The 24,618-nt window shown below is 61.3% G+C and carries 23 protein-coding genes; 13 read left to right on the top strand and 10 right to left on the bottom strand.

Annotation, left to right across the window (positions count from 1 at the left end; genetic code table 11):
• Positions 1 to 2: 2 nt before the first annotated feature.
• Together BM234_RS06905 and BM234_RS06900 are read right to left on the bottom strand one after the other, a co-directional pair.
• Positions 3 to 410 carry a metallopeptidase family protein gene (locus BM234_RS06905; protein ID WP_092062294.1) on the bottom strand — a complete coding sequence of 136 codons (408 nt, stop codon included), beginning with the start codon at positions 408 to 410 and terminating at the stop codon, positions 3 to 5.
• A gap of 11 nt (positions 411 to 421) precedes the next feature.
• Entirely contained in the window at positions 422 to 1,669 is a 1,248-nt protein-coding gene (locus BM234_RS06900; RefSeq protein WP_175501215.1) for a 3-deoxy-D-manno-octulosonic acid transferase, read from the bottom strand.
• Positions 1,670 to 1,846: 177 nt separating this feature from the next.
• Here BM234_RS06900 and BM234_RS06895 point away from each other — a divergent pair, with 177 nt between their 5' ends.
• The 4 genes from BM234_RS06895 to BM234_RS06880 are packed head-to-tail and all read left to right on the top strand — an operon-like array spanning position 1,847 to position 5,166.
• Positions 1,847 to 2,764 carry a branched-chain amino acid ABC transporter permease gene (locus tag BM234_RS06895; RefSeq protein WP_092062289.1) on the top strand — a complete coding sequence of 306 codons (918 nt, stop codon included), beginning with the start codon at positions 1,847 to 1,849 and terminating at the stop codon, positions 2,762 to 2,764.
• Positions 2,761 to 3,741, top strand: a complete 981-nt coding sequence (locus BM234_RS06890) for a branched-chain amino acid ABC transporter permease (RefSeq protein WP_092062286.1) — start codon at positions 2,761 to 2,763, stop codon at positions 3,739 to 3,741. The genes BM234_RS06895 and BM234_RS06890 overlap by 4 nt, the downstream gene beginning before the upstream one ends.
• Positions 3,734 to 4,483, top strand: coding sequence for an ABC transporter ATP-binding protein (locus BM234_RS06885; RefSeq protein WP_092062283.1), 750 nt, complete (start codon positions 3,734 to 3,736; stop codon positions 4,481 to 4,483). Before BM234_RS06890 ends, BM234_RS06885 begins: the two co-directional genes overlap by 8 nt.
• On the top strand, positions 4,480 to 5,166 hold the full coding sequence (locus tag BM234_RS06880) for an ABC transporter ATP-binding protein (protein WP_092062280.1): 687 nt from the start codon (positions 4,480 to 4,482) through the stop codon (positions 5,164 to 5,166). Before BM234_RS06885 ends, BM234_RS06880 begins: the two co-directional genes overlap by 4 nt.
• 4 nt (positions 5,167 to 5,170) lie before the next feature.
• Here the strand turns inward: BM234_RS06880 and BM234_RS06875 are convergent, their stop codons facing one another.
• Positions 5,171 to 5,701, bottom strand: a complete 531-nt coding sequence (locus BM234_RS06875; RefSeq protein ID WP_092062277.1) for a hypothetical protein — start codon at positions 5,699 to 5,701, stop codon at positions 5,171 to 5,173.
• Positions 5,702 to 5,905: 204 nt separating this feature from the next.
• Here BM234_RS06875 and BM234_RS06870 point away from each other — a divergent pair, with 204 nt between their 5' ends.
• Both BM234_RS06870 and BM234_RS06865 read left to right on the top strand, forming a co-directional pair.
• Entirely contained in the window at positions 5,906 to 7,039 is a 1,134-nt protein-coding gene (locus BM234_RS06870; protein ID WP_092062274.1) for an ABC transporter substrate-binding protein, read from the top strand.
• A gap of 298 nt (positions 7,040 to 7,337) precedes the next feature.
• Positions 7,338 to 8,564 (top strand): DEAD/DEAH box helicase, encoded by a 1,227-nt coding sequence (locus BM234_RS06865; protein ID WP_092062271.1) that lies wholly within the window; start codon positions 7,338 to 7,340, stop codon positions 8,562 to 8,564.
• A 3-nt stretch (positions 8,565 to 8,567) separates the two neighbouring features.
• Here BM234_RS06865 and panB read toward each other — a convergent pair whose 3' ends face one another.
• Positions 8,568 to 9,377: a 3-methyl-2-oxobutanoate hydroxymethyltransferase gene (gene panB, locus BM234_RS06860; RefSeq protein ID WP_092062266.1), complete on the bottom strand. Its 810-nt coding sequence runs from the start codon at positions 9,375 to 9,377 to the stop codon at positions 8,568 to 8,570.
• A gap of 2 nt (positions 9,378 to 9,379) precedes the next feature.
• Positions 9,380 to 10,234 (bottom strand): pantoate--beta-alanine ligase, encoded by an 855-nt coding sequence (gene panC / locus BM234_RS06855; RefSeq protein WP_092062263.1) that lies wholly within the window; start codon positions 10,232 to 10,234, stop codon positions 9,380 to 9,382.
• Between the two features lie 150 nt (positions 10,235 to 10,384).
• Between panC and BM234_RS06850 the strand changes: the two genes are divergently transcribed.
• A complete protein-coding gene (locus BM234_RS06850) occupies positions 10,385 to 12,880 on the top strand; it encodes a GcvT family protein (protein WP_092062261.1) in 2,496 nt (831 codons plus the stop codon).
• Positions 12,825 to 13,634 (top strand): hypothetical protein, encoded by an 810-nt coding sequence (locus BM234_RS06845; RefSeq protein ID WP_092062258.1) that lies wholly within the window; start codon positions 12,825 to 12,827, stop codon positions 13,632 to 13,634. The genes BM234_RS06850 and BM234_RS06845 overlap by 56 nt, the downstream gene beginning before the upstream one ends.
• Here BM234_RS06845 and BM234_RS06840 read toward each other — a convergent pair.
• Positions 13,631 to 14,698, bottom strand: a complete 1,068-nt coding sequence (locus BM234_RS06840; protein WP_092062255.1) for an NAD(P)/FAD-dependent oxidoreductase — start codon at positions 14,696 to 14,698, stop codon at positions 13,631 to 13,633. The genes BM234_RS06845 and BM234_RS06840 overlap by 4 nt on opposite strands.
• On the bottom strand, positions 14,695 to 15,615 hold the full coding sequence (locus BM234_RS06835; RefSeq protein ID WP_092062252.1) for an aldo/keto reductase: 921 nt from the start codon (positions 15,613 to 15,615) through the stop codon (positions 14,695 to 14,697). Before BM234_RS06835 ends, BM234_RS06840 begins: the two co-directional genes overlap by 4 nt.
• A gap of 104 nt (positions 15,616 to 15,719) precedes the next feature.
• On the opposite strand from BM234_RS06835, the gene BM234_RS06830 reads away from it, so the two are divergent.
• A complete protein-coding gene (locus BM234_RS06830; RefSeq protein WP_092062249.1) occupies positions 15,720 to 16,478 on the top strand; it encodes an SDR family NAD(P)-dependent oxidoreductase in 759 nt (252 codons plus the stop codon).
• A gap of 113 nt (positions 16,479 to 16,591) precedes the next feature.
• On the opposite strand, the gene BM234_RS06825 is transcribed toward BM234_RS06830, so the two are convergent.
• On the bottom strand, positions 16,592 to 17,425 hold the full coding sequence (locus BM234_RS06825) for a DUF481 domain-containing protein (protein WP_092062246.1): 834 nt from the start codon (positions 17,423 to 17,425) through the stop codon (positions 16,592 to 16,594).
• 315 nt (positions 17,426 to 17,740) lie between these two features.
• Between BM234_RS06825 and BM234_RS06820 the strand changes: the two genes are divergently transcribed.
• Together BM234_RS06820 and preA are read left to right on the top strand one after the other, a co-directional pair.
• On the top strand, positions 17,741 to 19,081 hold the full coding sequence (locus tag BM234_RS06820) for an NAD(P)-dependent oxidoreductase (RefSeq protein WP_092062243.1): 1,341 nt from the start codon (positions 17,741 to 17,743) through the stop codon (positions 19,079 to 19,081).
• A gap of 3 nt (positions 19,082 to 19,084) precedes the next feature.
• Positions 19,085 to 20,395, top strand: coding sequence for an NAD-dependent dihydropyrimidine dehydrogenase subunit PreA (gene preA / locus BM234_RS06815; protein ID WP_092062240.1), 1,311 nt, complete (start codon positions 19,085 to 19,087; stop codon positions 20,393 to 20,395).
• 45 nt (positions 20,396 to 20,440) lie between these two features.
• Here the strand turns inward: preA and BM234_RS06810 are convergent, their stop codons facing one another.
• The gene (locus BM234_RS06810; RefSeq protein ID WP_092062237.1) at positions 20,441 to 20,893 is read right to left on the bottom strand and encodes a hypothetical protein; all 453 of its coding nucleotides are present in this window, start codon (positions 20,891 to 20,893) and stop codon (positions 20,441 to 20,443) included.
• 103 nt (positions 20,894 to 20,996) lie between these two features.
• The gene (locus BM234_RS06805; RefSeq protein WP_092062234.1) at positions 20,997 to 21,626 is read right to left on the bottom strand and encodes a TetR family transcriptional regulator C-terminal domain-containing protein; all 630 of its coding nucleotides are present in this window, start codon (positions 21,624 to 21,626) and stop codon (positions 20,997 to 20,999) included.
• A gap of 185 nt (positions 21,627 to 21,811) precedes the next feature.
• On the opposite strand from BM234_RS06805, the gene BM234_RS06800 reads away from it, so the two are divergent.
• Both BM234_RS06800 and hydA read left to right on the top strand, forming a co-directional pair.
• Positions 21,812 to 23,062, top strand: coding sequence for a Zn-dependent hydrolase (locus BM234_RS06800; RefSeq protein ID WP_092062231.1), 1,251 nt, complete (start codon positions 21,812 to 21,814; stop codon positions 23,060 to 23,062).
• An 88-nt stretch (positions 23,063 to 23,150) separates the two neighbouring features.
• Positions 23,151 to 24,605 carry a dihydropyrimidinase gene (gene hydA / locus BM234_RS06795; RefSeq protein ID WP_092062228.1) on the top strand — a complete coding sequence of 485 codons (1,455 nt, stop codon included), beginning with the start codon at positions 23,151 to 23,153 and terminating at the stop codon, positions 24,603 to 24,605.
• Positions 24,606 to 24,618 lie beyond the last annotated feature (13 nt).

Raw genomic sequence — 24,618 nt, 5'->3', positions numbered from 1 at the left:
ACTCAGTCGTAGTCCCACCATCGGCCTATCTCGGCGATACGCTCATCGGACCAGCCAAAGTGATGCGCGAGTTCATGGACAAAGACATGCGCCACGAGATCGCCCAAGGTGACATTCCCCCGGTCGGCCCATTCGTCGAGGATCGCCCGGCGAAACAGCCAGATCGTGTCGGGACCGGTCGGCTGATCCATCACGGATTTCTCGGTAAGCGGAACGCCATCATAAAGACCGGTGAGCGAGAAGGGATCGGGGGCGCCTACCTCTTCGAGGATGTGCTCGGGGGCGAAATCCTCCACGCGGAGCCCAACGCCTTGTGCCGCGCGGGCGTAGCTTTCTGGCAGAGAGTCCCGTGCCGCGATTGCCAGCGTTTCGATCTCATCAAGACCGGGGGCTTCGGCGTCGCTCCACATCGATGGCCGAGTCAACGCAACATCGGATCAAGCCGCGCGAAGAGCCCTTCGATATCCTGATCGGAGGCAAGAGCCCGTCGCGCGTTGCGCACGAGGGAAAGAGCCCGCGCGGGACGCATCGCCTCTGTCAGCGCGTTGGCAAGGCTTTCAGCGTCAGAGACCGCCAAAGCCCCGTCCTCGCGATCAAGCCTGCTATAGATCCGGTCGAAATTCGCTACATGCGGGCCGTGTAACAGGACCGTTTCGAACGCGCCGGGCTCAAACGGTGTATGCCCGCCCTGATCCACCAACGAGCCCCCGACAAAACAAATCGCAGCTGCGGTGTACCAGAGCGGCATCTCACCCATTGTATCGGCAAGCAGAACCTGAGTCTCGGCGGTGACGGGCTCGCCTTTGCTGCGGCGGGCGAAGGAAAGGCCCGCGCGGATGAGTTGTGATGTGATGCGTTCGGCCCGGCGCGGATGGCGCGGGGCGAGGATCAAACGCAAGCCCGGTTGTGATTTCAGGGCCAGACAATGGGCCGCGATTATGCTCTCATCCTCTCCCTCATGGGTCGAGGCTGCCAGCCATGTCGTGCTGCGGTGCCAAATGCCGTCCAGCGGTCCCGCACCGGCCAAGGGGGGCGGGGTATAGAGCGCCTTGAGGTTGACCCGAGGCGCCACACGCGCGTTCGACAGGCCCAGGGCAACGAACCTGTCCTGGCTGTCTCCGTCTTGCGCCGAGAGGAGGCGCACGCTCTCGAGCACCGTACGCGCCACGAAATCAAGCTGGGACCAACGCCGCGCCGAGCGCCCGGAGATTCGCGCCCCGAGTACGATGACAGGCAAGGCCGCTTCGGCGGCTGCGAGGAACCTGTTGGGCCAGAATTCATTTTCCAGCACGATCAACGCCCGAACGTCGCGAGCCCGGATGAGGCTTCGCGCCAGCCAGCGCAGGTCGAACGGCGCTAGTTGCACGGTGGTCTCAGTAAGATCCCATCCCGCCGCCATGTCGCGCGCCGAGACGGTGTTGCAGGTGATGAGCAATCGATACTTGGGATAACGTGCCTGCAGCAGGGTGATGAAGGCGCGGGCAGAGGCAAGCTCCCCGTTACTCGCTCCGTGGATCCAGAGGGTCGGGCCGGTGCGTTCGGGCGAACGCGTGAGACCTATGCGAGCGCGGAAAGCTGCGCGATCCTCACGGCCTCGCAACCGCTGCCAGAGCGCATGGCTCAATAGCGCGGGCGTGGCCAACGTAATCAGGATCTGATAAAACAGCACCTTGGCAGACCTCGTACCCCTCCGGTCCATTCCGCCTAGCCGAGTGCCAGTGATCGCACAAGCATCCAAAGGTCTCGCTCGTACGGTCCGGACCTAGGGTGGCGCGGAGGCCACGCCCCCAAAGGACTTGTGCCCCCCGAGATGCCCGGTAAAACCGTCACAAACGGGGGACGGTTCATGGCGCAACTCATTGCCGAGCAGGTACTCAACGGCCTGCAATTCGGCATGACGCTCTTTTTGATGTCGGCGGGATTGACGTTGGTCTTTGGTGTCATGGGGCTGATCAACCTCGCCCACGGGTCACTCTATATGGTCGGAGCTTTCGCTTGCGCTGCCACGGCGGGGGCCACGGGATCCTTCTGGCTGGGTCTGGTTGCCGCACTTGCTGCCGCCGCTGCGGCGGGTGCGCTGATCGAACGAACCGTGCTGCGCCGTCTCTACGCGCGTGATCATCTCGATCAGGTTCTCGCGACCTTCGCGCTCATCCTGATTTTCTCCGAAGGTGTGCGGTTCATCTTCGGGTCCTTCCCGCTTTATCTGTCGCCGCCTGCGATGCTCGCCGGTCCTGTCCGGCTTCCGGGTGGGCTAGACTATCCGGCCTATCGCCTCGCGATCATTCTGGCCGGCGGAGTTGTCGCGGTCGGGCTTGCCCTTCTCATCGGGCGCACCCGCCTCGGGACGCGCATTCGCGCAGGGGAGGCCGACCGCGAAATGGCGGCGGCTCTCGGGATCGACATCAACAAGCTCTATACAGCCGTCTTCGCCTTGGGGGCGGCGCTTGCAGGACTGGCCGGTGCGCTGGTCGGAACCCTGCAATCGGTGCAGGTCGGCATGGGGGAGCCGGTCCTCATCCTTGCATTCGTGGTCATCGTCATCGGTGGGATTGGATCGATACGGGGTGCATTCTGGGCCGCGCTTCTCGTGGGGTTGGTGGATACGATGGGCCGGTTTGCCCTGCCGCATCTCTTCGCTCTTCTGACCGATACTTCATCGGCCGCGGGCATCGGGGCGGCACTGGCATCGATGCTGGTATATATTGTAATGGCCGCGGTGTTGGTGATGCGCCCCACGGGCCTGTTCGGACAGAATACATGACGCGCGAAACCGCCCTCAATCTCGCGCTCGCGCTTGCGTTGCCAGCCTTTGTCGCCTCCGCCTATGTCGCCGAGGAGCCCTTCTTGATCACGCTCGCCACGCGCGCCGCGATCCTTGCCCTCGCCGCGACCGGGTTGAACCTCGCGCTGGGTTTCGGCGGATTGGTCAGCTTCGGGCATGCGGCGTTCTTTGGGATTGGTGGGTATGCGACGGGCATTCTTGCGTCACACGCGCAAGATTACACCCCGCTGATGGAGTCACCGTTCCTGATCGAAGGGACGCAGGCCATGCTCATTCATTGGCCGGTGGGCATGATCGCGGCGGGGTGCGCAGCGCTCGTGATCGGGGCGCTTTCTCTACGCACGAGCGGTGTCTACTTCATCATGATCACGCTCGCATTTGCCCAGATGTTCTATTACTTCGCCATCTCTTGGCCCGCATACGGCGGGGAAGACGGCTTGCCACTGTATCTCCGCTCCTCCTTTCCGGGGATGAATACCCTCCAACCGCTGCCGTTCTTCACCTTGGTCTTTGTGGTGTTGATCCTCGCTATCGGTTTTTGCGGAATGCTTTCCGCATCGCGCTTTGGGCTGGCCCTTCACGGTGCGCGCCAAACTCCTGCCCGGCTTGTGGCTGCGGGGATCGGACCCTTCGGGGTTCGCATGACGGCTTTTGTAATCTCGGCGATGCTGACGGCGCTGGCGGGGTCACTTTTTGCCGATCTCAACCGCTTTGTGAGCCCGTCCATGATGTCTTGGCATCTCTCCGGAGAGCTGATCGTTCTGGTGATCCTCGGCGGGGTGGGGCGGCTCTTTGGGCCTCTTGCGGGCGCGATGCTCTACGTCGCAATAGAGCATGTGGCAGGCGGACTAACCGACCATTGGCAATTCTTTGTGGGCCTTTTGCTTCTTGCGGTAGTGCTTTTTGCGAGGGGCGGGCTCATCGGGTTGCTGGCGGGGGAACGGGGCCATGTCTGAGCCGGTTCTGAAAGCGGGCGGGCTGGTGAAGTCCTTCGGGGCGGTCGTCGCCACGGACTCTGTTTCGCTTACCCTGAATGACGGCGAAATCCATGCTCTGATCGGGCCGAACGGGGCGGGAAAATCGACTCTCATCAAACAGATCACCGGAGAGCTGACGCAGGATTCCGGCTCCATCGAATTTGCAGGAAAACCGCTCGATGGTTTGACCCCACAGGCGCGCGCCCGCGCCGGATTGGGGCGCAGTTTTCAGGTTTCAGCGCTCATGCCCGAGATGTCTGCGCTCCAGAATGTCGTATTGGCCGCGATGGTGAAAGAAGGCGGCCCGTACCGGTTTTTTCGCCCCGTGCTTGCACCCGGTCCGCTCCGCGATGTCGCCGAAGCGGCGTTGGATCGCGTGGGCCTCTCTACGCGCGCAGGGGCGCGTGTTGCACATCTCTCCCACGGGGAGCGCCGTCAGGTGGAGATCGCCGCCGCTTTGGCGCTCGGTCCGCGCGCCCTTCTGTTGGATGAACCCATGGCGGGGATGGACCCGGAGGGGGCTGCGAGGCTGACGACCCTGCTCGAAGGGTTGCGCCATGAGGCCCCGATCTTGCTGGTTGAACATGACATGGACGCGGTTTTTCGCCTCGCGGATCGCATTTCCGTTCTTGTTGCCGGACGGATCATTGCCCAAGGGCACCCCGATGAAATCCGCAGAGACCCTGCAGTGCGGGCGGCCTATCTGGGGGATGCACCATGAGCTTGCTTACCCTCGAAGGGGTCACGGGGTTTTACGGCGGGGCACAAGCGCTCTTCGGTCTCGATATGGCGCTCAGCGAAGGAGAGGTCCTCGCGCTCATGGGGCGCAATGGGATGGGCAAGACCACCACGGTGCGCGCCATTTGCCGGCTTCTGCCCCGGACGGAGGGGCGAATTGTATTTGCGGGGCAGGATCTTTTGAGCCTCCCGCCACATCGTGCGGCGCGGCTCGGAATCGGGCTGGTGCCAGAAGGGCGGCGGGTCTTCAGGGGGCTCACGGTCGAGGAAAACCTCACCGTGGCGGCGCGCTCGGGCCATTGGACCTTGAGCCGCGTCGCCACGCTTTTTCCGCGCCTCGCGGAACGCCGGGAGCAGAGCGCCGAAACCCTGTCCGGGGGTGAGCAACAGATGCTCGCCATCGGGCGGGCGCTGATGACCAACCCGCGCTTGCTCATCCTCGACGAGGCGACAGAGGGGCTTGCGCCCACGGTCCGTGCGGAAATCCGTTCGGGGCTGGCGGCCCTGCGCGACACCGGCCTTTCGATCCTGCTGATCGACAAGTCGGTCGCCGAAATCGCGGAAATCGCCGATCGGATCATGCTGATCGAAAAGGGCCGTGCTGCATGGGGCGGTGCCCCCTCAGAGCTTGGCCCGGAGATACAGCACCGCTATCTCGGTTTGTGACCGATCAGGACGAGGGCAGGGCGGATGGATTGAATTCACACCAGCTTGCAGCATGGGAAAGTGCCTCGCTGAAGCCGCCGGGGAAGAACCGCCCATAGAGCCACTCTTCGCTGTGCGCCGCGCGGTAGACCATGAAATCTACGCTTTGCTGCGCATTCGCCACCAACTGGACCATGTCGGCGACGAAACCGCCGGTCATGTGGCCTTCGCCAGCCGCCTCCCATGCTTCGAGAAAGACCTCATCCCCGAGCCAGCTTTCCTGTCCATCTGCCGCGATGACAGCATAGTCGTCGGCATCCCATGGCTTGCCGGAATCGTTGTGGTAAGGCGCATACTCATAGTGAAAGCTGGCGTTGTACCCTTTCTTGTCGAAAGAAAAGATGAGGCTGCCGGATGTGTCGCGGGCCGCCGCGTTGCTATAGACGTAGCAGGTCTGTCCAATGAGTGCCGCGCTCCAGTCACCGGCACGGTGTACGTCGGCCGCGGCGGGAAAAGCGGCGGCGAGGAGAAGGGGCAGTGCTGTGAAAATGCGCATCGTCTTATATCCATAGAATGTGTTGGCGGACCCGTTCCAGCCCGCGGGGTGCCGTCGCCCGAGGCCAATCGTATCGAAAAAAGCTCTGAGTTGGGTCTCAGCAAAAAATGAACGCCGTCCTAAACTTGTCTCGCCAAAATCTGGAGACTTGTCAGTATCCCTCCCTCACGCAACACTGGGCGCGGACCAATTGGGAGAGTATCCATGAAAAAAACCTTGCTTGTGGCGGCAACCGCCCTCGCGATCTCAGGCGCGGCGATGGCCGAACCGGTCAAGGTCGGTATGATCACGACACTGTCGGGTGGCGGCGCGGGGCTGGGCGTCGATGTGCGCGACGGTTTCATGCTCGCGGTGAAACAGGCGGGCAACCCGGATCTTGAAGTCGTGATCGAGGATGATGCACGCAAACCCGATCTGGCCGTTCAACTGGCCGACAAGATGATCCAGTCCGAAAAGGTTGACATCCTTACGGGCATCATCTGGTCCAACCTTGCGATGGCTGTTGTGCCTTCGGCTGTAGCGCAGGGGAAATTCTATATCTCTCCGAACGCAGGCCCGTCGCAGTTGGCGGGACGCGGCTGTCATCAGGATTACTTCAACGTCGCATGGCAAAACGACAACCTGCACGAAGTCATGGGCGCTCATGCGACCGGGGAGGGATACAGCAAACCATTCATCCTCGCTCCCAATTATCCTGCGGGGAAAGATGCTCTGACCGGGTTCAAGCGTTTCTATGAAGGTGAGTTGGCGGGGGAGCTATATACCCAGCTTGGTCAGACCGACTATGCGGGGGAGATCGCACAGATCCGGGCCAGCGGCGCGGACAGCCTGTTCTTTTTCCTGCCGGGTGGCATGGGTATTTCCTTCATGAAGCAGTTCGCCGCCTCCGGCATTGATCTGCCCGTTATGGGCCCCGCATTCTCGTTTGATCAGGGCATTCTCGGTGCTGTGGGTGAGGCCGCGCTTGGCGTGAAAAATGGCTCGCAGTGGTCCAAGGATATCGACAACGAGACGAACCGCGCCTTTGTCGAGAGCTTTGAGGCGGAATACGGGCGTCTGCCGTCGCTCTATGCGTCCCAAGGGTTCGACACGGCCAATCTCATTCTCTCCGCAATGAGTACCGCCGATATCGCGGACCGGGATGCCTTCCGGGCGGCGCTGAAAGCCGCTGACTTCAAGAGCACGCGCGGGGATTTCTCCTTTGGCAACAACCATCACCCCATTCAAGACATCTATGTCCGCGAGGTGGTGATGGAGGGCGATGTGCTGACCAACCGCATCGTCTCGGTCGGGCTAGAAGATCATCAGGATGCCTACGCCGGCGATTGCGGCATGTAAGGCGATATCCAAATGATACGTTGCGGCGCGGGTTGACTTTCCGCGCCGCAGAAACTACTTGGCTCGCACAGGCGTTCTCTGCCGCGTGAGCAGATGGCATGGGCAAGTCCGATGCCCCCGAGCGCCGCCACTCTCCCAAGGTTCCCACATCACGCAGGGGTCCGGCCCCATGACGGCCCCGCAGGCAATTCGGCCCGCGGCCAGCGCATGGTGCAACCCGATTGCGACCGACCGTCCGAGTATGGGCGGCGGCGTTTGGTTATGCGGCGACCCGACGGTTGGCGCTCAAGGATACTATATGACGTTTGAAGAACTCGGCCTGAAACCCCGTCTGGTGAGTGTACTCGCCGAGCAGGGCATCAAGGACCCCACACCCATCCAATCGCAAGCCATTCCTCATGCCCTGAACGGGCGCGATGTGATGGGGCTTGCCCAGACCGGAACCGGCAAGACTGCTGCATTCGGCCTTCCGATGATCCACATGTTGCTCGGCACGGGCGAAGCGCCCGAACCCAAGGCAGCAAACGGGCTCATCCTTGCGCCGACACGCGAATTGGCCAAGCAGATTTCCGAGAACCTGCGCGCCTATACCAAGGGCACGCACCTCAAGATCAACCTCGTGGTCGGGGGCGCCTCGCTGAATCCCCAGATCGAACGGCTTCGCAAGGGGACGGACCTGTTGGTCGCGACCCCGGGCCGCCTCATCGACCTTCTGGATCGCAAGGCCGTCCGGCTGGATCAAACCCGATATCTCGTGCTCGACGAGGCTGATCAGATGCTGGATCTCGGCTTTATCCATGCATTGCGCCGCATCGCTCCGTTGCTGCCCAAAGAGCGCCAGACGATGCTCTTTTCGGCGACGATGCCCAAGCAGATGGCGGAACTCTCGACCGCGTACCTCACCAAACCTGTCCGCGTGGAAGTTTCCCCTCCGGGCAAGGTCGCAGACAAGGTTGTTCAGGCGCTGCACTTCGTCGAACAGGAGAAGAAGACCGGCTTGCTGATCAACTATCTCGATCGGCACCGCGAGGAACTTGCGCTGGTGTTCGCCCGTACCAAACATGGGGCGGAGCGCATCAAGAAGAACCTCGAGAAGGCTGGCTTCGCCGCAGGCTCGATCCATGGCAACAAGAGCCAAGGGCAGCGTGAGCGGGCGATCAAGGCCTTCAAGGGCGGCGAATTGCGCGTCCTTGTCGCGACTGATGTCGCCGCGCGGGGGCTCGACATTCCTGACGTTCGCCACGTCTATAACTACGATCTGCCGAACGTGCCGGACAACTACGTCCACCGGATCGGCCGGACCGCACGCGCCGGAGCAAGCGGTCAGGCTGTAGCCTTCTGCGCCCCTGCGGAGATGGGCGAATTGAAAGCGATTCAGAAAACCATCGGCAACGCCATTCAGGTCATCGGCGGCGAAAGCTGGGGCCCATTGGATGAGCCGCGCAAGCCCTCGGGTGGCAATCGCCGCCGGCCGCGTCGCGGTGCGAGCAACGGTGGTGGAGGTGGGCGGCGCCGGGCCGCCTGATCCCTACTTGTAGACTTGTTCGGGACCGGGGAACGACCGGTCCCGAACCTCTTCGGCGTAATCGCTTACGGCCTTCTCGATCGACGGGCCCAGATCGCCATAGACCTTGACGAATTTCGGTGTCCATTCGTTCAGGCCGAGCATGTCCTCCAGCACGAGGATCTGTCCGTCGCAATTTTTTGATGCGCCGATGCCGATGGTTGGAATTTCCACCGCTGCGGTAATCTCGTCCGCCAAAGGCTCAACGACACCTTCGACAACCACGGCAAAGGCACCCGCCTTTGCTACCGCCAATGCATCTTCGATATGCGCAGGCCATGTGTCCTCGTCGCGCCCTTGTGTCTTGAAGCCGCCCATGACGTGGCTCGACTGAGGCGTCAGGCCGATATGCGCCATCACGGGAATGCCGCGTTCCGTCAGGAAGCGGATGGTTTCCGCCATGCGTTTCCCACCTTCCAGCTTGATCGCGCCACAGCCGGTTTCCTTCATGACCTTGGCCGCATTGCGAAACGCGACGCCGGGGCTTTCCTCATATGAACCAAAGGGCATATCGACCACGATCAGCGCCTTCTGCGTGCCGCGGACGACCGCGCGGCCATGCATGATCATCAGGTCGAGAGGCACGCCAACGGTGCTATCCATACCGTGCATGACCATGCCGAGGCTGTCACCCACGAGGATGAAGTCGGCATATTTGTCGACGATGGCGGCGGTGTGCGCATGATAGGATGTAAGGGATACGATGGGCTCGCCCCCCTTTCGCGCGGCAATCATCGGCACGGTGTTGCGGCGGATCTTGGTCTGGCTCGACATGTTTATTCCTTCCCAGGTGTGACGACGCGCTGGTCGATCAGCATCACGTCTCCGAAGTTGACGGAAATCATGATTGCGGTTGGCCCATCAAGGGGGCCGTCAATCTCTTCGAGGCTCTCGGCCCGTACGATATCAAGACCGGCAAGTTCGCCCCGTGGTTCGGAGGCAACGACCCGCTCTATCGCATCGCGAAGACCGGCGATTGTACCGCCCTCTTTCGCGGTCCGCTCCGCGGTGTCGAGCGCCCGTGAAAGTACGATGGCGGCTTTGCGATCTGTGGCAGAGAGCCGCACATTGCGCGAGGACATGGCCAGCCCGTCCGCTTCCCGGACAGTTGGAACGGGTACGATCTCCACCGGCATGTGCAGATCGCGCACCATCCGGCGGATCACCTGCAACTGTTGATAGTCCTTCTCGCCAAAAAGCGCGAAGTCCGGCTGAATGATATTGAAGAATTTGGCGACCACCGTGGTCACTCCGCGAAAGTGCCCGGGGCGCACCGCGCCGTGCAGCATACCGGCAAGGCGTGTCGTCTCTACGATGGTCTCTGCGCCTTCGGGATAGATTTCCCCAGCATCCGGGGTAAACACCGCATCCACTTCGGCATCCCGAAGCATCGACAGGTCCCGCTCCAGGTCGCGCGGATAAGCGGCGAGATCGTCGGCGCGTTCGAATTGCGTCGGATTGACAAAGACCCAGACGATCACGCGATCGGCAATCTGATGCGCTTTTTCCACCAGCCGCATATGGCCAGCATGCAGGTAGCCCATGGTCGGCACCAGCGCGACCTGTTCCCCCGCGGCGCGATAGCCGCGAACTTCCGCTCGGATTTCCTCGACGGTCTGACAGATGTTCATGCCCGCCCCTCATTGTTCCCGCGCCTTGATACTTGGGCCGGGGGCGAGCGACAACCACTCAGGTGAGGTCGGTTTCCTGCCGCCAAAGGTCGGATGCGGGGCGCGCCGAACGGTGAGTGCGCTAAACAGGAGAAAACGCAGGGGACGCTCATGAAAACCACGGTCAAGGCACTGGTCGTCGGCGGCGGGGCCGTCGGAACATCCATCGCCTATCATCTTGCCCGCGCGGGGTGGGATGATGTGATGCTGCTGGAACGCGATGAGCTGACGTCCGGCTCCACCTGGCACGCCGCCGGGTTGCTGCCCTATTTCAACATGTCCTACGCCACGACCCATATCCACGACCATTCCATCAAGTTCTACAAGACGCTGGAAGAGGAAACGGGACTTGATGCGGGTTTCTTCGTCGTGGGCAATTTGCGTATGGCGCAGTCAAAAGCGCGCATGGATGAGTTTATGCTCTATGCCGCCACAGCAGAGACGGTCGGGGTACCTTTCGAGTGGTTGACCCCCAGCCAGATCAAGAACCGCTGGCCTTTGGTTCGCACCGAAGACCTCGAAGGCGCGATTTTCCATCCCACCGATGGCTACATCAACCCAGCCGACGTGACCATGGCGATGGCGAAGGGCGCGCGGCAGCGTGGCGTCACCATAGCCCGCAAATGGCAGGTGGATGGCTATGAATGGACGGGGGAGGCCTGGCGTGTTTCCGTGACCAAGATGGTGGAGAGGGGCGGAAACCTCGTCCCCTCCGAGGAAAAAGCGGTGATCACCGCCGAGCATGTGGTGACCGCGACGGGCAACCATGCCCAGCGAACAGCACGCCTCCTGGGGCTGAAGATCCCGGCCATTCCCGTTGAACACCAGTATATCGTCACTGAACCCGACCCTGCGCTTGTGGAATGGCGGGCCACGCATGATCAGCATCCCGTTCTACGCGACGCGGATGCGAAATGGTACGTCCGCGAAGAGCGGGGCGGCTGGATCCTCGGCCCCTATGAGCGGAACGCCCCGGCCCGTTTCCTCTACGACGTGCCCGAGAGCTTTCGCGCCGACCTCTTCCCCCTCGATCTGGATCGGATCGAAGAGGAATACATGTCGATGATCCACCGTATTCCCTCCTCCGAAGAAGTAGGTCTCAAGGACGATTACAACGGGCCGATCTGTTACACCCCTGATGGCAACCCGCTGCTGGGTCCGGCGCCGGGATTGCGCAACATGTGGTTGGCCGAGGGCTTTTCCTTCGGGATCACTGCGGCGGGCGGGGCCGGGCACTATCTTGCCCAGATGATGGTCGAGGGCGAAGCGGAGATCGACATGGCTTCGCTTGATCCCAAGCGTTTCGGCCCGTGGATGACGACTGAATATGCCGCCCGCAAAAACGAAGAGGCCTATGAACACGTCTACATCCTGCACCATCCGGATGAAGAACGACCCGCGTGCCGTCCGCTTCGGACCGCCCCTGCCTATGACCGACAAAAAGCAGCCGGGGCACAGTTCGGCGTGGTCAACGGGTGGGAGCGCCCGAACTACTATGCCCCCGAAGGCTTCTCCGACCATGATGCGCGGAGTTTCCGGCGCGGAGGCTGGTGGCCCTATGCGGTCGAGGAAGCCCGCGCCATTCGGGAGGGGGTCGGGCTTATCGACGCAACGGCCTTTGCCAAGCATCGGATCAGCGGGCCGGGTGCCACTGCTTTCCTCGACTGGTTCACCTGCAACGGATTGCCAAGAGTGGGCCGGATCAACCTGACCTATGCGCTGACGCCTGCCGGCACCACGCGGACGGAATACACGATCCTGCGAACGGCGGAGGATGACTATACCCTCATCTCCGGGGGCGCATGGCACGCCTATGACGAGGATTTCCTTTACAAGGCCGTCATGGAAAAGGAAGCGGAGTTCGGGCGTATCAACGCGGAAGATGTGACCACGAAATGGGGGGTTTTCGCGCTCGCCGGGCCCAAGAGCCGGGATGTACTCAAGGCCTTGATCCGTGATCCAGAGCCTGAAACGGCACTGTCGAACGCGCGGTTCCCGTGGTTGTCGGTGCGCGATATTGAGCTTGGTGCTTGCCCCGTTCGCGCAGTGCGCGTCGCATACACCGGGGAGCTTGGGTGGGAGTTGCACCATCCAATGGAGATGCAAACCTACCTTTGGGACCGGCTGATGGAGGCGGGAGAGCCACATGGCTTGCGCCTTGTCGGGGCGCGGGCGCAGAACTGGCTCCGGCAGGAAAAGTCATACCGCGCGTTTGGAAACGAATTGGGCCGCGATGCCACGCCACTAGAGGCCGATCTGCCGCGTTTCGTCGATCTCTCCAAGGAGTTTCACGGGAAGGCGGCGATGCTCGACGCAGGCATTCGGTCGAAATGCGTCACGCTCCTGATCGACGGTCCGGCGGATGCCGATCCTTGGGGGCGCGAGGCGCTTTATGACGGTGCGGGGAAAAATCTGGTCGGGCGTCTGACGTCTGGCGGCTACTCGGTGGCCTTCGGAAAGAGTATCGGCATGGGATACGTGCAGCCGGACCTTGCAACGCCGGGCCAAACATTGAAGGTGAAGATGTTCGATAAGCTTTGGGAGGCCGAGATTGTCGAGGACAGCCCCTACGACCCGAAAAACGCCCGTATCCGGATGGACGGCTAAGCTTATACTGGCGGTCATCGCGCTTCTGGCAATCGGAGGAACCCTGTTTCACGAGCAGAACCCGCTGACCCGATCTGCCGAGGCACGGGCAACGGAAATCGCCGTCGCGAGCGCGGCAACCTATGTGACGCTTCGCACCATGAATGCGGTCCTGTCGAGCGCGACTGAAGCGGAGGTGACGGCGGGCGTCTTTGTGGCCGAAGGGACGGTGAAACCGCTTCGCGCCCTCGAACCGCTCGACGATACCATCGAGAAGATTTCCTCCGCCGTTTTCGCCGTCATGGTGGCAACGGGGGTTTTGTCAGTCGGGCTGGGACCGCTGGGTGCCGTGGGGGCGGCGCTTGCTGCGGTAGGCGCGGTTCTGTTGATCGCTCTTCCCGCGCGGCGTCTTTCCGGCACACTTGCGGTCTATGGGTTGCTGCTCTGGGTTGGATTACCCCTCACCTTCGTCGCCGCACAGGAGGCCGCTACTTTCCTGACGGATCCGACCTTGGCGCGCCATCAGGCAACGATCGCCGAGATCACCGCCGCCGTGACCCTATCCGATGCCTCACCTGCAGAAGGCTGGTGGGAGAGGGCGCGCGAAACCGTCGAAGGCATGGAGCGCTACGGGGATCTTGCCCGCACGATCTGGAACCGCGCGGACGAACTGATTGCCGCCTATGTGGGGCTGCTCTCACTCTATCTCGTGAGGCTTGTCGTTCTTCCCGTCGCCATGCTTCTGGGGCTCGTGGCGCTGGTGCGCCGGATCTAGGCGAAACGACCCGGAGACAGGGCGGCGACCGTCGTTGCATCAAGCTCGCTGGGGCGGCCGAGGATCAGATCGGCGATGAGCCTGCTGGCTGCCGGGGCGGTTTGGAACCCATAGCCACCCTGTGCCGCCGAGAAGAAGAAGCCCTGGTGACCCGTCGCGGGACCAAGACACAGGACCCCATCGGGTGCAAAGGTGCGCAGCCCGGCCCAGTTCGATGTCATGCGCGTGACAGGCTCTGTCACCATCGCTTCATACCGCGCCAACCCCTCGGCCAGCGTAAGATCCTCGGCCCAGACGTCATGCGGCTCCACCGGGTCCGCATCCGCAGGGGAAACGATGAGTTGCCCCGCATCAGGTTTGCAATACCAGCTTTCTCCCGCGCCCATGATCATGGGCCAGCGGGAAATGTCATGGCCTCCCGGCGCCGGTATTCGGGCCATGGATCGGCGCCGGGGTTCCAACCCAAGCGGGGTGACGCCCGCCATGGCGGCAACCTCATCTCCCCATGCTCCAGCGGCGTTCAGGATGATATCCGCCTCGAATGTGCCCGCGTCGGTATCCACACGCCACTGGCCCCCTCTGGTAATCCGGCGCACTTTTGCTCGAGTCTGCACCGTACCGCCAGTTTGGCGTATCGCCTTGGCGTAATCCTGAAGCATTCGGTCCGTGTCGATGTCCCACGCATCCTCGTGGTAGCCCGCGAGCGCTACAGCGTCGAGGTTCAGTACGGGAACGATTTCCTGCGCTTCGTGAGGCGAAAGGGGGCTCATCTTCAGAGTGACGCAATCTGCGTTGTACTGATCTTCTTCACCGGCGGTTGCCACGAGCATCATACCGCGCGGGGTGAGGTAGCCGCTCTTCTTGTAGTCGTCCTCGGAGGCCTCGTTCAGGGCGACGACCGCCGGTGGCCCATAGCTCTTTTCAAAAAGCGCGGCGGAACGTCCCGAGGCGTGATAGGCCAGCGCGTCCTCGGCCTCCAACACTGTCACCTTCATATGCGGGGCAAGTCGATACCCAGCGGACAGGCCCGCGACGCCCCCGCCGATGATGATGATATCGCTCATGCTTCTTCAAGTCTGTCGGTGGCAGGGGCCGGGGCTGGAGCGATGTCGGAGACGCGCCGATACAATTCTGGGGACATTTCAAAACTCAAGGCATCCAGCGACGGCTTGAGTTGTCCTGCCGTTCGCGCAGAGATGATCGGCATCGGTGTCGTCTGATGTGCAGCGACCCAAGCCACCGCGAGAGTCGCGGGATGGGTCCCTACCTCCAGCGCCAGTTTCACCAGATCAGAAGCGGCGCGGTGCATCCAGTCGAGCCGGTACCGCTGTGCGTACATCTCGACTTCGGTCAGGCGCCCGTCTCCCCCATCGAGATATTTGCCCGTCAGCAGGCCGCCACCAAGCGGCGAATAGGAGGCCACGGCTATTCCCTGATCGGCGCACATGGGCAAGATTTCTACCTCTGCCTGTCGCTTGACAAGGCTGTACATCGGCTGCAGCAGATCGACCGGGCCGTACTGACGCGCCTTCATGACCTGCCACGCTGCAAAATTCGACAGGGCGATATACCGGATTTTGCCGGCATCCTTGAGGTCGTTGAAGACCTCCATGATATCCCCGAGTTCGGTTTGCGGATCGAATTGATGCAGATAGAGGGCGTCGACCATATCCATGTTCAGTCGTTGGCGGCTTTCGTCGAACTGTCGAAGCAGTGTCTCTCGGGTTGCCGGAACCCGCATGCCGACCTTGGTGGCGATAAAGAGGTGGTCGCGATGCGCCGCCGCCAGCCGTCCGAGAATCTCTTCGGAGCGCCCGTCGTTATAGACCCATGCCGTGTCGAAATGGGTGATGCCTGCTGCCAGGCACGCGTTGAACATCTCGGCGGAGTCCGCGTCGCTTGCACGTCCTCCGAACTGCATGGTTCCAAAGGCAAAGCGGCGTACCGCGGTTCCGTCGGGGCTTGTGAGGGGATTGGTCATGGCCAATTGGTGCCACGTGAACGCCGGGTGGGAAAGGGGGATTTTTCACTTGTCATCGGCGGCTCAATGGCGTGTCACTACGCCCGGTATAAAAGGAGACAAAAATGGTCGGAAAAGTGGCGCTTGTCACCGGAGCAGCAAGCGGGATCGGGCTTGCCAGTGTGGATCTGTTCCTCGCCGAGGGGTATGCGGTGGTCATGGTTGACCGCAATGAGCGCGGCCTGCGCGGGGCGGCAGACACACGTGAGAATGTCTTGCCTATCGCATGTGACATCTCTGACCCGGAGGCGATCGCGGGCGTTGCGGCGCAGGTGCTAGGCTGGAAGGGGCGGCTCGATGCGCTGGTCAACAACGCGGGCTTCGCTCATTTCGCGCCGATCGAGGAAACCGGTCTTGAAGTATGGCGACAGATCATGGCGACGAACCTCGATGGGACGTTCCTTATGACCCAAGCGTTCATTCCCGCTCTGAAGGAAAGCCGCGGGGCCATCGTGAACATCGGTTCCATCTCGGGGCTGAGGGCCTCTACTCTGCGCGTGGCCTATGGCACATCCAAGACGGCGGTGATGCACCTGACGAAACAGCAGGCGGTGGAGCTTGGGATGCATGGCGTTCGGGTCAACTGCGTCAATCCGGGGCCAATCCTGACGGAAATGTCGCGCCAGGTCGTGACCGAGGAAATTCGCAAGGCCAATCACGATGTCCTGCCGCTTGACCGGTTCGGGGAGCCGGAAGAGGTCGCCGAGGTGATCGTGTTCCTTTGCTCGACGAAGGCGTCCTATGTAACGGGGCAGGTGATTTCTGTTGATGGTGGATATGAGGCCACCGGGGTCGGCCTTCCAGCGTTGCGCGGCGCAAAATAGGTCGCGGCAAACGAAAGATGCCGCCCCCGGAGGAGCGGCATCTCTGAAACGGTAACGGGGTCGCAATCACGAGGTAAGTAAGATGTTTCCCCGCCCGTTCGGATCAACTGAAATCAGTTGAAGGAATAAACCAGGGAAACGCCCCAGGTATTGTCATAGTCGTCGAAGCCGGACTGTGGCTCCGAGTGGTACTCGGTGTTCAGCTCGGTCCGCAGGGCCAGCGTATCGGTCATGGACATGTTGAGGCCCAATTCGTTGATGACGGCTGTATCGGACTCAGACGTGATGATGTCGGTGTCGTTCGTCAGGACCAACTGCTCGTTGATGCGGTTGGAGTAGTTGGACGACATGCTGAATGCTGCTTCGTCGATATCGTCAACTTCGTCGAGGAAGTCGTCGAAGGACGCGACGCGGTAGCCGGGGCCCGCCTGAACGGTCCACTCAACTTCGGACGTGGAGATGACGCGGTAGCCTGCGCCGAGACCAACGAACGTGTCGGATTCATAGGCGGAGAACTCGTCTACGGTGCCCTGAACCTTCGCGAAGCCGTACCAGCGATCACCAAAGTCACGCTTGTATTCGAAATCGTAAAAGAGGCTCTCTTCGGTGGTGTCACCGTCGTCCTCGGCATAGGCGTAGTTCAACTGCAGCTCATAGCCGTTGAGGCCATCGTAGTAGCCGAAGTCGGTGCCGAGGCCTACGTCTGCGCTGTCGGTGTTGCCGCTTGCGATCGAGGAGCGGAACGCGAGCGAGCCGCTGAAGCCGGTTGCGCGACCAGTGTTGCCGAATGCGTCGAGATCACGGTCGAAGTCATCTTCGATGTCATCACGCAGGTCTTCGTTGCGGTCGGTCGCTTGGTCAGTACCGGTAAAAACGGACTGGGCGGACACAGCGCCAGCGGTCAGTGCGACGATGCTGGCGGCGGAAAGCCAAAGTTTGGTATTCATGTACAGAACTCCTCTAGAACTCGTTTCCCGGGCCGCCTTCGAACATGTGTGGGACCCGTCTACGGGGGCTCGATTCGATGCGTCCCCGTTACGAGGAGTGACATATTCCTTTTGTGCTCCGCTTCGAGTGCAATGCGTGGTTTCCTTGGGGAATGTTGAATAGGCCAAACTCCGCTCAGCGTGTCGGCGGAGTTTCGCGGGAGTGAAAAACTCACTGAAAACAAGCACGTGAAAGTTCTCAAGGTGCCTAAAATTTACCGTTTGATAAAAAAATGAAGTGTGGAATAGTGACCCTAGAACAACAGGGAGACAGCCATGAAAGCCAAGGCCTTGGAACCAGGAGTGGTCGCCGGGCGTTTAGCCCGTCAGGCTTACGCTGAAAACTTTGCCGATCTGCACCCTCCGCTCGACAATCACGAAGCGTTGGTGGCGGCCGATCGGTGCTATTTCTGCCATGATGCGCCTTGCATCACGGCATGCCCCACCTCCATCGACATTCCGCTCTTCATTCGCCAGATCGCCACAGGAACGCCGGACGCTGCTGCGAAGACGATCCTCGGCCAGAATATTCTCGGCGGCATGTGTGCACGCGTCTGCCCCACGGAAACGCTTTGCGAAGAAGCTTGTGTGCGGATGACCGCAGAGCATCGTCCAGTAGAGATAGGTCGCCTGCAGCGCTACGCCACCGATACACTCATGGCCAAGGGGGTGCATCCGTTTGAGCGCGCCCCGGGTACGGGCAAGCGGATTGCGGTTGTGGGTGCCGGCCCGGCGGGTCTGGCCTGCGCTCACCGGCTGTCGATGAATGGGCATGACGTGGTGATCCATGACGCGCGGGGCAAGCCGGGCGGTCTCAATGAATATGGCATTGCCAGCTACAAGAGCGTTGCGGGCTTTGCCGCGCGTGAGGTTGATTGGCTGCTGAAGATCGGCGGCATTACCATCGAAACGGGCAGCATGCTTGGGCGAGACGTTACGCTCGCAGCGCTCAATGCTGACTATGATGCGGTCTTTCTCGCGATGGGGCTTGGCGGGGTCAATGCGCTTGGGCTTGAGGGCGAAGAGCGCGATGGGTTGCACGACGCGGTCGACTTTATCGCGGACCTGCGGCAATCCGAAGACCTCGCGGCGCTTCCCATCGGACGCGACGTGGTGGTCATCGGAGGCGGCATGACCGCAATCGACGCCGCAGTTCAGGCACGTCTGCTTGGGGCGCTGAACGTCACGCTTGTCTATCGCCGGAGCCGTGCGCGGATGAACGCGAGCGAATTCGAGCAGGATCTTGCAGCGAGCAAGGGCGTCCGGATCATCACCAATGCCCAGCCCATCGCGATTCACGGAAACGGCGCGGTGCGCGAAGTCGAGTTCGAATATACCGACGATGCGTTGTTGCCGACAGGCGAACGGTTCCGCCTACCTGCGGATCAGGTCTTCCGCGCGATCGGTCAAACGCTGTTCGGCGACGGCTTGCCGGACCTCGATGGCCGCAAGATCGCCATAACCGGTGCGGGCCGCACGAGCCTGCCGGGAGTCTGGGCCGGGGGTGATTGTGCCGCCGGTGGCGACGATCTGACCGTGACCGCCGTAGCCGAAGGGCGCGATGCGGCCGAAGATATCCATGCCAGCCTGATGGCCAGCGCAGCGAAGGAGGCCTGAGACATGGCGAACCTCAGCACGAATTTTGTCGGTATCAAGAGCCCAAATCCATTCTGGCTCGCTTCTGCGCCGCCCACCGACAAGGAATACAACGTTCGGCGCGCCTTTGAGGCGGGATGGGGTGGTGTCGTCTGGAAAACGCTTGGCGAAGCTGGGCCTCCGGTCGTCAACGTCAACGGGCCGCGCTATGGCGCGATCTGGGGGGCGGATCGGCGCTTGCTCGGCCTGAATAATATCGAACTGATCACGGATCGCCCGCTTGAGGTAAACTTGCGGGAAATGAAAGCGGTCAAGCGAGACTATCCTGATCGTGCGCTTGTGGCCTCACTCATGGTGCCCTGCGTAGAGGAAGCATGGAAAGCGATCCTGCCGCTGGTGGAGGAAACCGGCGCCGATGGGGTGGAACTCAATTTCGGTTGTCCACACGGCATGAGCGAGCGGGGGATGGGATCGGCCGTAGGGCAGGTGCCCGAATATATCGAAATGGTGACGCGGTGGGTCAAGCAATACACTCGGATGCCCTGCATCGTGAAGCTGACACCCAACATTACCGACGTGCGCAAACCCGCGCAGGCCGCCAAGCGTGGCGGTGCCGATGCGGTAAGCCTTATCAACACGATCAATTCGATCACGTCCGTCGACCTTGATCTCTTTGCGCCGGAGCCAACGATTGACGGGCGCGGCGCCCATGGGGGCTATTGCGGACCCGCGGTCAAACCCATCGCGCTCAATATGGTTGCGGAGATTGCGCGCGATCCGGAGACTGCCGGTCTGCCGATCAGTGGTATCGGGGGGGTCACCACCTGGCGCGATGCGGCGGAGTTTCTGACCCTCGGGGCAGGCTCTGTACAGGTCTGTACCGCTGCGATGACCTACGGGTTCAAGATCGTCGAAGAGATGATCTCAGGCCTGTCGGAGTGGATGGACACCAAGGGCTTCACTACCATCGAAGAGGTGACGGGGCGCGCAGTTCCGAATTGTTCGGACTGGAAGAACCTCAACCTCAACTATGTCAGCAAAGCCCGGATCAATCAGGATCTCTGTATCAAATGCGGGCGCTGCTATGCCGCGTGCGAAGATACCAGCCATCAGGCCATCGCGATGTCGCCTGAGCGGGTGTTTGAGGTGAAGGACGACGAATGTGTCGCATGTAACCTGTGCGTCAACGTTTGTCCGGTTGAGGATTGCATCACCATGGAGCGTCTCGCGCCCGGAGTTGTTGATGAGCGGACGGGCAAGGTCGTCGAGGCGGAGCCCGCAGATTGGACGACCCATCCGAACAATCCAATGGCCACGGCTACGGCGGCGGAATAACAAAAATGGCGCCGCGGTACTTCGCGGCGCCATCAGAACGATGTGTCAGGCTACCTTGTCGAGAGAGGCGCCTTCGCTGCTGCTACCCAGTTCTCCGTTTGAGACCGGGCTGGTGTCGGCAGTTTGTACAAGTTTTGCCGAAGCAGCCGCAGGACCGGACACTGTCTCAATGAGGCTCTCAAGCTGAAGCTGCTTTTGCATGTCGAGCGCCTTTGCCCGCGCCGCGTCTTCGCTGACATCGCTTTCTTCTGTCGCTTCCATGCGTGATTCCACAGCCGATTGAACGCTGGCCAGTGGCTCGACCGGCCGGGCAACCTCTGCCTCAGCCGCGGTGGTCGTTTTGACGGGCTGCGCCGCGGCCCCTGCGGAAGAGGACGACGAATTTTCCGAACTTCCCGAGCTTGTCTGGGTGTCGGACGTTTCCTCCGTGGTCGTTTCCGCGGAGGCTTTGCTATTGCCGGATTGCTGTTGCGACACCGGAAGAATTGAACTGATCATATTTGACGTACCTGCGCTTGGCCTTGCGGCCTTGCGCCCCCACTGCGGTACGACTTAAAGCATTTCGCCAGCTTTTGCGGCCACGAACTACGGAGATGGTTTCTCACGGATGAAGAAGCTTGCGAAAGATCGCCTCCACGTGATCGCTTGCTCTGCGCCAGGCGATTTCCTTTTTCGGGATCAGAACGTCGAGTTGCGCTTCGAAATCTGCATAATGCTGTGTCACGGCCCAGATCGACATGATGAGATGCTCGGCGTCTTGCTGCGCGATACGCCCCTCGGCCATCCATTTGCGCAGCAGGGTGGCCTTGGCGTCAAAGAGCGGTTTCAGCCGTTTCGCCAGATGCGGAGCCATGCGCGGTGCACCCTGGATGATCTCATTGGCGAAGAGTCGGCTTTCACGCGGAAACTTGCGGCTCATCTCCATCTTCTTCTGAACATAGCCCATAAGCTCATCAAGCGGCTCTCCGTCCGGATTGAGCGCTTCGAGCGGCTCCAGCCACGCATCCATGAGTTCGTTGAGCAGGGCGACGTGCATCGCTTCCTTGCTGTCGAAATAGTAGAGGATATTGGGCTTGGAGAGCCCCGCTTCGCCCGCAATCATGTCAAGGGTCGAGCCTCTGAAACCGTTGCTTGAGAAAACTTCCAATGCGGCATCGAGGATGCGCTTGCGGTTCAGTTTCTGGATTCGGGTCGTCTTGCGTGGTGCTGTCTTGGGCGGGCTGTCGTCCATGGTATCTCCGCATTGCTGCCTTTGTCGGCAAAGGTGCCTGATTGGAGGCAATCGGGCTGGGCGCGGGTTGGAACCATCCTTGACAGACCCCCATCGCGTTGCAATCGTGCCTTGACCAAACGGTAAAAAACATCCGACGGCGGCGCAAGGCTGACCATAACGGAAATGACGACAGGGGAAAGAACATGGCCGCACCGGGTGAAAACCTGCGCATCGATGGCGATCGACTCTGGAACAGCCTCATGGACATGGCCAAGATCGGCCCCGGCATTGCTGGAGGCAACAATCGCCAGACACTGACTGACGCCGACGCCGAGGGGCGCGCCCTGTTTCAAAGCTGGTGCGAGGCCGCAGGGTGTACCATGGGTCTCGATCAGATGGGCAATATGTTTGCCCGCAAGGAGGGCACCGATCCCGAGGCATTGCCGGTTTACGTGGGCAGCCATCTGGATACACAGCCGACGGGTGGGAAATATGATGGCGTCCTTGGTGTGCTCGGAGGGCTGGAAGTCCTGCGCACGCTCAATGATCTGGGGATCAAGACCAAGCATCCCATCGTTGTGACGAACTGGACCAATGAGGAGGGCACGCGCTTTGCCCCCGCCATGCTGGCGTCCGGTGTTTTCGCAGGGGTGCATACCCAAGATTGGGCTTATGACCGCGAGGATGCCGAGGGCAAGACCTTCGGCGATGAGCTGGAGCGGATCGGCTGGAAAGGCGATGAGGAGGTGGGCGCGCGTCAGATGCACGCCTTCTTCGAGTTGCATATCGAGCAGGGGCCGATCCTCGAAACCGAGGGCAAGAATATTGGCGTCGTCACACACGGACAGGGCCTTTCCTGGACCCAGGTGACGATCATGGGAAAAGATGCGCATACCGGCTCCACCCCGATGCCGATGCGCCGGAATGCGGGCCTTGGCATGGCGCGGGTGCTGGTACTGGTCGATGAGATCGCCTGGAGCCATAAGCCCCACGCGGTTGGCGCTGCGGGACAGATCAACGTCTATCCCAACTCCCGCAACGTGATCCCCGGCAAGGTCGTGTTTACCGTCGATTTCAGGTCCCCGGAGCTTTCGGTCATCGAAGACATGGAGGCGCGGCTGCGCGCCGGAGCAGCAGATATCTGCGAAGAGATGGGGCTTTCCGTGGAGTTCGAGAAGGTCGGCGGGTTCGATCCGGTCGAGTTCGATCAGACCTGCGTCAAGGCGGTGCGCGATGCTGCGGATCGGCTGGGATATTCCCACCGCGATATCATTTCGGGCGCGGGCCATGATGCATGCTGGATCAATAAGGTCGCGCCGACTGCGATGGTCATGTGCCCGTGCGTCGACGGGCTTTCGCACAACGAGGCCGAGGACATCTCCAAGGAATGGGCGGCAGCTGGCGCGGACGTGTTGCTGCACGCGGTGTTGGAGACGGCGCAGATCGTGGAGTAGGATCGCACTCGGGGGCCCCGCGCCCCCAAGATGTCCGAGTATCTTACCAAGAAAAAGACGAGGGGCTTTGCCCCGCAGGGAGACTGATATGAGCACGGTAATCAAGGGCGGAACGATCGTAACGGCGGACTTGACGTATGAGGCCGACGTTCTGATCGAAGGCGGGCAGATCATCGAGATTGGCCGGGACCTCAAGGGTGATGAGGTGTTGGATGCCGCCGGATGCTATGTGATGCCGGGCGGGATCGATCCGCATACCCACCTCGAGATGCCGTTCATGGGCACGTATTCCTCTGACGACTTTGAAAGCGGGACACGCGCCGCATTGGCGGGCGGCACCACCATGGTGGTTGATTTCGCGTTGCCGTCGCCGGGGCAGGGCCTGCTCGACGCGCTTCAGATGTGGGATAACAAATCCACCCGTGCGCATTGTGACTACTCGTTTCATATGGCGGTGACGTGGTGGAGCGAACAGGTCTTCAACGAGATGGAGACCGTCGTCCGAGAGCGAGGCATCAATACCTTCAAGCACTTCATGGCCTACAAGGGCGCCTTGATGGTCAATGACGATGAGCTTTTCGCGTCTTTTCAGCGATGCGCCGAACTTGGAGCCATGCCGCTCGTCCATGCGGAGAATGGCGACATCGTCGCCGACCTTTCCGCCCGGTTGCTCGCCGAAGGAAACAACGGCCCGGAGGCCCATGCCTATTCGCGGCCGCCCGCCGTCGAAGGGGAGGCCACGAACCGCGCGATCATGATCGCTGACATGGCCGGAGTCCCGCTTTACGTGGTGCACACGTCCTGCGAAGAGGCGCATGAGGCCATCCGGCGCGCGCGCATGCAAGGCAAACGCGTCTATGGTGAGCCGCTCATTCAGCATCTGACGCTCGATGAAAGCGAATATTTCAATCAGGATTGGGACCACGCCGCCCGGCGCGTCATGTCGCCCCCGTTCCGGAACAAACAGCATCAAGATAGCCTCTGGGCGGGACTTCAAAGCGGGTCTCTGTCCGTCGTCGCGACGGATCACTGTGCCTTTTCCACCGAGCAGAAGCGTTTCGGCGTTGGAGATTTCACCAAGATCCCCAATGGGACTGGCGGTCTCGAAGACCGTATGCCGATGCTTTGGACCCATGGGGTGGGCACCGGTCGCCTGACCCCCAATGAGTTTGTCGCGGTGACGTCCACAAACATCGCCAAGATCCTGAACTGCTACCCAAAGAAGGGCGCGGTGCTCGTGGGGGCGGATGCCGATCTGGTGGTTTGGGATCCCGATAAGGAAAAGACGATCACGGCCTCTTCGCAGCAATCCGCGATCGACTACAACGTGTTTGAAGGCAAGCAAGTCAAGGGACTGCCCCGGTTCACGCTGACACGCGGACGGGTCGCGGTCCACGACGGTGAACTGCGCGGACAAGAGGGGCATGGCGAATTCGTCAAGCGAGAGCCGAACACCTCTGTGGGCCGCGCGCTCAGCACGTGGAAGGAGCTTACGGCGCCGCGCAAGGTCGAGCGGACGGGCATTCCGGCAAGCGGGGTCTGAGGTCCGTGGCGCT

It is taken from the genome of Poseidonocella pacifica, assembly GCF_900111875.1.
Taxonomy (GTDB): domain Bacteria; phylum Pseudomonadota; class Alphaproteobacteria; order Rhodobacterales; family Rhodobacteraceae; genus Poseidonocella; species Poseidonocella pacifica.
Note: the sequence above shows the minus strand (reverse complement) of the source record. Positions and strands in the feature narration are given on the sequence as shown.